4 protein-coding genes are annotated in these 10,373 nt (G+C 61.3%); all 4 read left to right on the top strand.

What is annotated here, in order from left to right; translation table 11 throughout:
* The coding region (gene tssH / locus G3N94_RS36965) for a type VI secretion system ATPase TssH (RefSeq protein ID WP_205799178.1) at positions 1 to 1,939 on the top strand (1,939 nt) is incomplete at its 5' end.
* Positions 1,936 to 4,140, top strand: a complete 2,205-nt coding sequence (gene tssI / locus G3N94_RS36960) for a type VI secretion system tip protein TssI/VgrG (RefSeq protein WP_205799177.1) — start codon at positions 1,936 to 1,938, stop codon at positions 4,138 to 4,140. The genes tssH and tssI, both read left to right, overlap by 4 nt.
* A 15-nt stretch (positions 4,141 to 4,155) precedes the next feature.
* Complete coding sequence (locus G3N94_RS36955) at positions 4,156 to 5,421, top strand: hypothetical protein (protein ID WP_205799176.1); 1,266 nt, start codon at positions 4,156 to 4,158, stop codon at positions 5,419 to 5,421.
* 23 nt (positions 5,422 to 5,444) lie between these two features.
* Positions 5,445 to 10,175: an RHS repeat-associated core domain-containing protein gene (locus G3N94_RS36950; protein ID WP_205799175.1), complete on the top strand. Its 4,731-nt coding sequence runs from the start codon at positions 5,445 to 5,447 to the stop codon at positions 10,173 to 10,175.
* The last annotated feature ends 198 nt before the right edge of the window (positions 10,176 to 10,373 follow it).

The raw sequence follows: 10,373 nt of genomic DNA, 5'->3' as shown, positions 1-10,373 counted from the left end.
CGAAGGCTTCGCGCTGCGGATCGCCGCCGGCGACGTGCCGCCGCCGTTGCGCGACGTCGCGCTGTACTTGCTCGACATCGGGCTGCTGCAGGCCGGCGCGGGCGTGAAGGGCGAGTTCGAGAGCCGGCTGCGTGGCGTGATCGACGAAGCGATGTCGAACGAGCGGCCGGTGATCCTGTTCATCGACGAAGTGCACACGCTCGTCGGCGCGGGCGGCGCGGCGGGCACCGGCGACGCCGCCAACCTGCTGAAACCGGCGCTCGCGCGCGGCTTGCTGCGGACCATCGGCGCGACCACGTGGTCCGAGTACAAGCAGTACATCGAGAAGGACCCGGCGCTGACCCGCCGCTTCCAGCTCGTGCACGTGCACGAACCGGAAGAGGACGCCGCGCTGACGATGCTGCGCGGGCTCGCCGCGAAGCTCGAAGCGCATCACCGCGTGCTCGTGCTCGACGATGCGCTGCAGGCCGCCGTCGCGCTGTCGCACCGGTATATCCCCGCGCGGCAGTTGCCCGACAAGGCGATCAGCCTGCTCGACACCGCCTGCGCGCGCGTCGCCGTCAGCCAGCACGCGGTGCCCGCGCCGATCGAGGACGCGCGCCGCCGCATCGACAGCCTGCGCGTCGAACACGAGCGGATCGGGCGCGAATTCGCGCTCGGCACCGGCGACGCCGCGCGGCGCGACGCGATCGACACCGCGATTGCCGCCGCGCAGGCCGCGCTCGACCGGCTCGATGCGCGCTGGCAGGCCGAACGCGACGCGCTGACGACGATCGTCGATGCGCGCGCGTTATTGCTTGACGAAGATCCGTCACGTGAACTCGATGCGGACGCGCGCGCCGCCGCGCAATCCCGCCTCGCCGCCGGACAGCAGACGCTGGCCGAGCTACAGGGTGACGCGCCACTCGTGCTGCCGGCGGTCGACGCGCATGCGATCGCGGCCGTCGTCGCCGACTGGACCGGCATCCCGCTCGGCCGGATGGTGCGCGACGAGACCCAGGCCGTGCTGAAGCTCGCCGATACGCTCGGCGAACGGGTCGTCGGCCAGCGGCATGCGGTCGAACTGATCGCCGAGCGGATCCAGACCGCTCGCGCGAAGCTCGACGATCCGGCCAAGCCGCACGGTGTGTTCCTGCTGTGCGGGCCGTCCGGCGTCGGCAAGACCGAAACCGCGCTCGCGCTGGCCGACACGCTGTACGGCGGCGAACACAACGCGATCACGATCAACATGAGCGAGTTTCAGGAAGCGCATACCGTGTCGACGCTGAAGGGTGCGCCGCCCGGCTATGTCGGCTACGGGCAGGGCGGAGTGCTGACCGAGGCCGTGCGGCGCCGTCCGTACAGCGTCGTGCTGCTCGACGAGATCGAGAAGGCGCACCGCGACGTGCACGAGATTTTCTTCCAGGTGTTCGACAAGGGCTGGATGGAAGACGGCGAAGGACGCGACATCGATTTCCGGCATACGGTGATCCTGCTGACGTCGAACGTCGGCGCCGATCGCGTGATGCAGCTGTGCCGCGATCCCGAACGTCTGCCCAACGCACAGACGCTCGCCGATGCGCTACGCGCGCCGCTGCTCGACGTGTTTCCGGCCGCGCTGCTCGGCCGGCTGACCGTCGTGCCGTATTACCCGCTGACCGATGCCACGCTGGCCCGGATCGTCGCGCTGCAGTTGCGCTGGATCGAGCAGCGGATCGACCTGCACCACGGCATCCGGCTGCTTTGCACCGACGCCGCGACCGCGCTGATCGTCGAACGCTGCAGGACCATCGAGTCAGGCGGCCGGATGGTCGACGCGATCCTCACGCACACCGTGATGCCGCGCATCAGCCGCGCGATCCTGCAGGCGACGCTCGAAGGCCGCACGCTGGCGTCGATCGAAGTGAGCGCGGCCGACGGCGAATTCGTTTACCGGTTCGACGAGGAGGCAACGGCGTGAACCGCGTCTTCATACTCGACAGCCCGCATGGCGACGACCTGAAATTTCATACGCTCGACGGCAGCGAGGCACTCGGCCGCCTGTTCGAATTCCGGATCGAGGCGCTGGCGGACAGCCACAGCCTGTCGCTGAAGGATCTGCTCGGCAAACCCGTGACCGTCCGGATCGAACAGCAGGACCGCTCGACGCGCTACCTGAACGGGATCATCGCGCGCGCGACACTGGCCGGACGGCGCGCCGAGCGGCACTACGGCTACGAGCTGATCGTGCGCCCGTGGCTGTGGCTCGCGACGCGCCGCTCCGACTGCCGGATCTTCCAGAACCGCACCGTGCCCGAGATCGTGCAGGAGGTGCTGGCGCCGTATGGTTTTCCTGTCGAGAACAAGCTGACCGAAGCGTATGCACCGCGCGAATACTGCGTGCAGTACAACGAAACCGACACGGCGTTCGTGTCGCGGTTGATGGAGTTCGAGGGCATCTATTTCTATTTCCGGCACGCGGCGGACCATCACACGCTGGTGCTGTGCGACGCGATGTCGTCGCATACCGCGTTGCCCGGCTACGAGACGATTCCGTACATCGCGTCCGACCGCACCGCGATCGCCGACGAGGAGCATATCGACAGCTGGCTGCCCGCGCAGGAGGTGAGCGTCGGCAAGCACCAGACCACCGACTACGATTACACGAAGCCGCGCGCCGATCTGTCGACGCAGAAGGTCGATCCGCGCGGGCACGATCACGACGGCTTCGCGTCGTTCGAATGGCCGGGCGGCTATCGCGACGACGCGCCCGGCGCGCACTACAGCCGCGTGCGGCTCGAGGAACAGCAGGCCGAACACGAACGGGCGAGCGCCGATACCGACGTGCGCGGTGTCGCGCCCGGTTATCTGTTCACGCTCGCGCATTGTCCGCGCGCTGACCAGAATCGCGAGTACCTGATTGTGGGGTGCCGGTACCGTTTTCGGGAGAACGCGTATGCGAGCGCGGCCGATGCCGAAGCGGTCGTGCATGAATCGCAGGTGCTCGCTCAACCGTCGAGCCTGCCTTACCGGTCGCCACGCGACACGCCGCGGCCGCGCACCAATGGTCCGCAGACGGCGACCGTCGTCGGGCCGCCCGGTGAGGAAATCTGGACCGACCGGTACGGGCGCGTGAAGCTGCAGTTCCGCTGGGATCGGTATGGGCAGAGCAATCAGGATTCGTCGTGCTGGGTGCGTGTATCGAGCCCGTGGGCCGGGGGCGGGTTCGGTGGCGTGCAGATTCCGCGTGTGGGCGACGAGGTGGTCGTCGATTTCCTGAATGGCGATCCGGATGCCCCGATCGTGACCGGGCGCGTATACAACGGCGAGAAGATGCCGCCGTGGGGGTTGCCGGGCAGCGCGACGCAGAGCGGCTTGCTGTCGCGGTCGTCGCCGGGCGGGACGACCGAGCATGCGAACGCGTTTCGATTCGAGGACAAGAAGGGCGCGGAGCAACTGTGGATGCATGCCGAGCGGAATTTCGATGCGGAGACGGAGCTCGATCATTCGCTGTCGGTGGGGAACAACCATACGCATACGGTTGGCAATGACGAAACGATGCAGGTGAAGAACAACCGGCAACGCAGCGTCGGGCAGAACGAGACGGTAAATATCGGGCAGAACAGGACGGCGCAGATTGGCGCGAACGAGACGCATGGGGTGACGGGGAATCGGACGCGGACGGTCGGACAGAACGAAACCGTGACGATCGCCGCGAATCGTGACGCGACCATTGGCGGCATGCACAACGAGACGGTCGCGAAGGCCAAGACCGAAACGATCGGCGAAGCCAAGACGCTGAACGTCGGGCAGCTTTATCAGACGACGTCGCAGGACATGAAGACGCTGGTTGCGTCGTCGCATACCGAGGAGATCGGCACGCGGACGTCGACGATTGCGAATGCGCATACGCTCACGGTCGGCGGCGAACACACCGTCAGCGTCGGCGCGAACCACACGACGAGCGTGCAGCATCAGGTGCTCGTCAACGCCGGCGACCAGCTTTCGCTTGTCTGCGGGATGTCCAGCATCGTGATGAAGCGCGACGGCACGATCACGATCCAGGGTGTCAACGTCGCGTCGACCGGCACGAACACTCACAGCGTGAACGGCAAGACGGTGACGTCGTCGGCGACCGCCGAGCACACGGTCGAAGGCGCTGTCCTGAAACTGAATCCGTGACGGAGGTCCGCACGAATGCAGAACTGGCAGCCGACCAATCCGGTGGAGCGCAGGTTCATGGATGCGCATACGGACTGGATGAGTTTCGCGAAAGATCGAGACGCGCGCTTGATGATCTGGCAGACCGACGAGACGGATGCGCAGCTCGTGCGGCTGTATTTCCAGGTACAGGATGAAACGTCATGCGCGGTAAGGACGATGCGTGCGGTGTTCGTCAATGAATCGCGCTATGCGAAGGCGTTGACGGATGAACTCATCGCGTTCTACGACAGCCGGCGACAGGCGTCCAATGCGCAGGGCGTGCGTGCGGATTGGCAAGCGCCTTACGACGATGGCACGAATCCCTTGCTATATCTGTTCACGGTTGCCGACAGCCTGATGCGCCGCCATCCGGACATTTTCCCGTCGATGGTGTTTGTGCTGGAGCCGGTGAAAGTGCGTGACGACACAGCATGGGTGCGATGGCTGGATGGCTTGCTGTCGATCATCGCCTTCGCCCCGGAGCTTGGCGAGCGCGTGCGCTTCGTCGTGCCGCGCACGGTTATCACGCCGTTTGCTGAACTGCTGAAACGGCATCCATCCGCGGTGCGCGTCGTGCGAGGCAAGTATTCGATGGCGAGCGTGCCGCGCGAATTGCTCGCGGAATCGGGCGAGCGCGGGCCGAGCGGTGAGTTTCGACGGCATTTCGTGATGCTGACCGAGATGATCGAAGGCGGTAATCCCTGTCGGCTGGAAGAATTGCGTGCGGCGGCGCTGAAGGTCGCTGAGCGCGAGCAGTGGTTCGATCAGTGCGTTGTCGTGCATCTGATTGCGGGGGCCGCGTATCTGAAATGGCGCGATCGGGAGCGTGCGATCGACGCTTACCAGAGCGCCGCCAGCAGCGGCATGCGCGCGGTCGAGGCAGCGCATCCGGCGGGGCACAAGCTCGTCGCGAACGGATTGTTCGGCGAGGCGAGCGTGCATTTGACGCACAAGGATTATGCGCACTCCGCGTATTGCTATGAGCGTGCGGCTGCGTCGACTACGGCGGCGAAGGATGGGCTGATGACGGTCGAGGCCTGGCGGATGAGCGCCGTGTGCTGGGAGCGGGCAGGGGAGCGCGAGCATGCGCTGGAGGCCGGGTTCAATGCGCTCGATGCGGGATTGATGATCGACGAGCCGATGCGGGCGAACAGCAACCTGCCGATGGTTGTCGAGTGGATGGTGTCGCAGTTGGGTGCGATGGACCGGCGGCGCAACACGCTCAGCGAGAAGGTCGCTGCGTTGCGCGGTGGGCGCTGAGCGCGAGTAAAAGGGGCTAAGTCGTGGCACTACTGGCCGTCAAGCATCTCGACCCGGTTGTTGGAGTCGACGTTCATTCGGTACTGGTCACGCCAGGTACGCCGCCGGTGTTCCTGCCGCACCCTCATGTCGGGTTCATGCTCGATCTGCGCGAGTACGTCCAGGCGGCGAAGGCCGTGGTTGGCTGCATTGCGATGATGATCGTGCAGGAGAAGGTGACTAAGTACGTCGAGGATCATCCCGACGATGTAAAGGATCTGGAACACCTGGCCGATGAAGCAACCCAGCAGGTCAATGAACAGCTCAATGTAATGGGCGGCGGCAAGCTACCGGACTTCAAGGACGACCCCAACGTCGCGGAGGGGATCAGGCTGGCGAAAGAGGCCAATAAGATCAAGAGCCGCATAAGTAATGATCTTGGCTCGAACGTCGGGTCAGGTGGCGGCAGCGGCAGGCCGATTTTTGTGAACGGGATGATGCGGGCCACGGCGGGAACGCATGCATACCACGTTCCGGGATTGCATTTCCCGCTCGGTGAATCTTTTGTTCCGCCGCCGGCGGAGAATCCGGAGCCGTCGAACGATGGCGAATCATTCATGGGCAGCAAGACGGTGCTCGCCAACAACGATCCGATGTCGTACATGGCGCTGCAGGCGTTGAGTTGCTGGTCGGTTGGAATGGAGCCGCCTCCGCACAATAGCGCGCATACGGATCGGACTTATCCGTCGATGCCCAGTTCGGTGATGCTCCCGATTCCGGCTGGGCGGCCGGTGTTGGTGGGTGGACCACCGATCATGAACATGGCTGCGGCGGCGAAGGGGTTGTTCAAGGCGTTTCAGGGATCTAAGTGGGCGAAGGCACTGGCCGACAAGCTGCATTTGAAATCGGGTTTCTTGCGGTGCACGGTGCTGCATGCAGAGCCGGTCGATGCAATCACAGGTGAAGTGGTTGTGCGGCAGCACGATTTCACAATTTCTGGCCGCCTGCCAATTGTGTGGGAGCGTCATTACGCGAGCCAGAACACGTGGCGCGGCACGGTTGGTGTGGGCTGGCAGACGCCGGCCGACATCCGACTCGAACTGATGCAGCATGCAGGCAAGGTGGGGGTGGCGGCATATTTTCCGGATCATGCGACGGCGTTCGACGCGATGCCGGATGCTATCGGATGGCGGGCCCGCGTACATGACTGGCAACACGGACATGCGCTTTACCGGAATGGCGGCCGACTGATCCTTCGCACGCGTGCCGGGATCGAACATGAGTTTGCATTGCCTGCACGCTGGCAGCACGAGGTCGACATCCTCGCGGAAGGCACCACGTTGACGCTGCCTGTCGAGCGGATGGCCGACCTCAATGGCAATGCGTGGGTGTTTGAGCGCGGAGCGGAAGGTAACTTGGCTCGCCTCGTCGAGTGGAAGGGCGACGAAGCAAGCGGTCGTACGATCGCTTGCGCATCGTGCGCAAGCAACCTGTTAACTGCACTGACCCTGATCGTTGCCGGCGGTCACGCGCATCCGCTCGTTGCCTACGAACATGACCGACACGGCAATCTGGTTACCGCGCTCGACGCGATGGGCCAGTCACGTTGTTTCGCGTATGCCGACGGTCACCGGATGGTACTCCACACGAACGCGCGGGGAATATCTTTCTACTACAGTCACCGACAGTATCAAGACAGGAGGTGGCGGGTCACTCACGCATGGGGCGACAACGGCATATTCGATTACCACTTTGCCTATGACATCAGGCGTAATGAAACCTGGATTACCGATTCATTGGGGCACGCAACACTTCTCCAAGCCAATGATCGCGGCAGTCCGGTAGCGCGGATCGGCCCACTGGGTGATATGTGGAGCTACCACTACGATCCGCAACGACGTACAAGCGCCGAGACAGATCCCGCTGGCCGCACCACTGCATGGGAGTACGACGTCTACGGCAATCTGCTGGTGCAGACGCTACCGGACGGGAGCGCGGTGCGTGTGGGGTACAACGCGAACCATAAACCAGTGCATGCGACTGACTCGGCCGCTAGGCAGTGGCGCTACGAATGGGACGAACGCGGCAATTTGCTTGAGCAGACGCTGCCAACGCAGGTCAACATCTTCTACAAGTACGATCGGTACGGTCAACTGGTTACCCATACGAAGCCCACCGGTGCGGTGACATGCTTCGACTACGACCGCGATGGCAATCTCTTGCAGGTAGTCGATGCTCTTGGGCAACGCACCCGATATGCGCATGACGCGCGGGGCAACTGCATCCTGACTGTCAACCCACTAGGTCAAGTGAGCAACTATGAATTCGATCGCAACGGCAACCTTACGCGAGCACTCGAGCCGGGTGATCGGGAAGTCGTTTATAGCTATGACGCTGACGGTAATCTGGTGCGCTACCGCGATCCGAACGGCTTTGTCACGCAACTCGAGTACACGGCACTGGGGCAGATCGCCAAATGGCTGACGCCGGATGGGAGCGTAGTCGAACACCGGTACGACACCGAGGGGCAATTGGTTGGCATAGTCAACGAGCGCGGCGAACTGTATCAGCTAAAGCGTGACGCGTTGGGACGGATCTTGGAAGAGGTCGACTACTGGGGCCAGTCGCGGCGCTATGAATACGGTCTGACGGGGGAACTGCTGCGTAGCATCGACCCTTTGGGCCAGGTTGTCGACTACGAAACAGATATCCTCGGCCGCTTCGTGCAAAGGCGTATACCCGATCCGCGACAGCTTGACGGAATCCGCACCGAAACGTTCTCATACGATTCCATTGGCAATCTGGTCGTTGCAGATAATCCCGACAGCCGCGTTGAACTGAAATATGACATGGCCGGCCGCGTCATCGAGGAAAGGCAGGGTGACGCGTTTACGATCACCAACACGTATGACGTGGCTGGCAATCGCATCGAACGCCAAACCCGATTGAAGGCGCATGACGGGATAATCACGCACACGGTTCGCTACGAGTATGACGCGCTCGGTGCAGTCAGTTCGATCCGACTGGACGACGCGGCACCGGTCACGTTCGAACGAGATGCCCTCGGACAAATTCGAGTCGAGCATCTTGGGGCCGAAATACGCCGGGAGTTGTCATACACGTCGGCGGGTTTGCCGGCAATGCAAACCCTGCTTTCCAGCGCTGGCCCGCTATTCACCCGAGAATATGCGTATGACGCAAACGGCGAATTGCTTGAAAAGCGAGACTCTCATCTGGGCGCTGAGCGCTATCAATACGATCCGGTGGGCAGGCTCACCGAACACCTTGATCCGGCAGGCAAACTGCATCGTCTCCTGTACGACTCCGCGGGTGACTTGCTGAAAACTACGATTCGCCACCGCAACCAGACCGGCACATGGACCCGAGAAGGTGAGTACAACGGCTGTTATTACACGTATGACCGCGCTGGCAATCTGATCCGCAAACAGGAGAGTACCCAGGAGCTGATTTTGCGCTGGGATAGTGCCGGGCAACTGATTGAAACCGTGTCATTGCGTCCGATGCAGATAGGTGCCGAGAGCCGCCACGTCCGCATTCGAACGGGGTACGAATACGATGCGTTTCGACGGCGCGTGCGCAAGATTGTGAGTGTCGATCACGACAGGTGGGAATCTGTGGCAATCCGCGAGAATTTCAACGCATCTTCATACATTTCTCGCTATTTTTGGGACACAGATACGTTGACTGCAGAATATACCTGCGATGTCGCGGAAGCCGTACCGAATTCTTTCGATAATGGCCCGTCAGTGCGGCCGACACGAATAAGCGTAAATCGCGTCCCCGAAGAGAGAGTTTTGCGCGGTGATCGTGAGTGGATTTACTACCCCAGAACCTTCCAGATTCTGGCCGTGATGTACTGCAGCCACAAGCAGCGCGACAATCTTGAATTTCCATGCGACAACGTACAGCACGTTACGCTCTCCGCTTCGCCGAAGGAATCGGCTTCCGCCGCTGAGTGGATGTCTGCAGTGCCTGAGCCATTGGGAGCAGGCACGTATTTTTTTGAGAACGATTCAAACGGGGCACCAGTGCGGATGCATAACGAATGCGGGCGCCTAGTTTGGGAAGCGCGTTATGGGCCCCTGGGAAAGATTGCATGCGTTGAAGAACATCCAACTGAACAACCTATCAGGCTCCAAGGTCAATTTTTTGACTGGGAGTCTGGTCTCAGTTACAACAGGCACAGATATTTCGATTCTCATGCCGGAGTTTTCATAAGTCAGGATCCGATTGGTCTGGACGGCGGGATAAACCTCTATCAATATGCGCCAAATTTATTCCGCTGGACAGATCCGACAGGGTTAAAGAAAAACGGACACGGACGAGATTGGGTCAATGCCGTGCGAGCAACAATTGTCGTGGGGAATGGAGCGCCTAAAACTTATGGAAGCGGAGCGTCGGGACATGCCGAGCAGGACGCACTTCTCGACAATATTCTCGCTATCAATAACCAGGACGTTATATTGACAAATATTGAAGGAGACTATCGGAGTAACGAAAAAGGTACATGGGTCGATCCAGTAACAATCTGCACCAAACGCTGCAGAGGAGAGATGTTCTGGGCGGCACATATTGGCAACGTGGCTTCTTTGACGTTCCCGATGGTCATCGCAAAGAAATTCGTGAGAAACGTAACAATCCAGCGGGGGCACTTTGAATATTTAGCCAACGAAATGGAGAATTTAAAAAATAGCTCAAAAAAACAATGGGATGCGATAACGAAATGCGAGCAAGGTCAATGCAGCCACCCGTGACAATCTACGGTTATGGTTTGCGTTATTCCTCGTAAGTTGACATAACGTGAATTATCGCATTTTGAGATGTGGCGGCTAAGTTGTAATGTCCGCTTCTGGCTAAGTTCAAATGTCCGCTTTTGTGCCGCGTAAGCTATCCAGCCGCCGGTTGTCCGGCGCTGGGAGCTTCGATGACTGCAACAGAACGGATCACGATGA

Source organism: Burkholderia sp. Ac-20353 (assembly GCF_017104785.1).
Taxonomy (GTDB): domain Bacteria; phylum Pseudomonadota; class Gammaproteobacteria; order Burkholderiales; family Burkholderiaceae; genus Burkholderia.
This window is presented reverse-complemented; position numbering and strand designations above follow the sequence as displayed.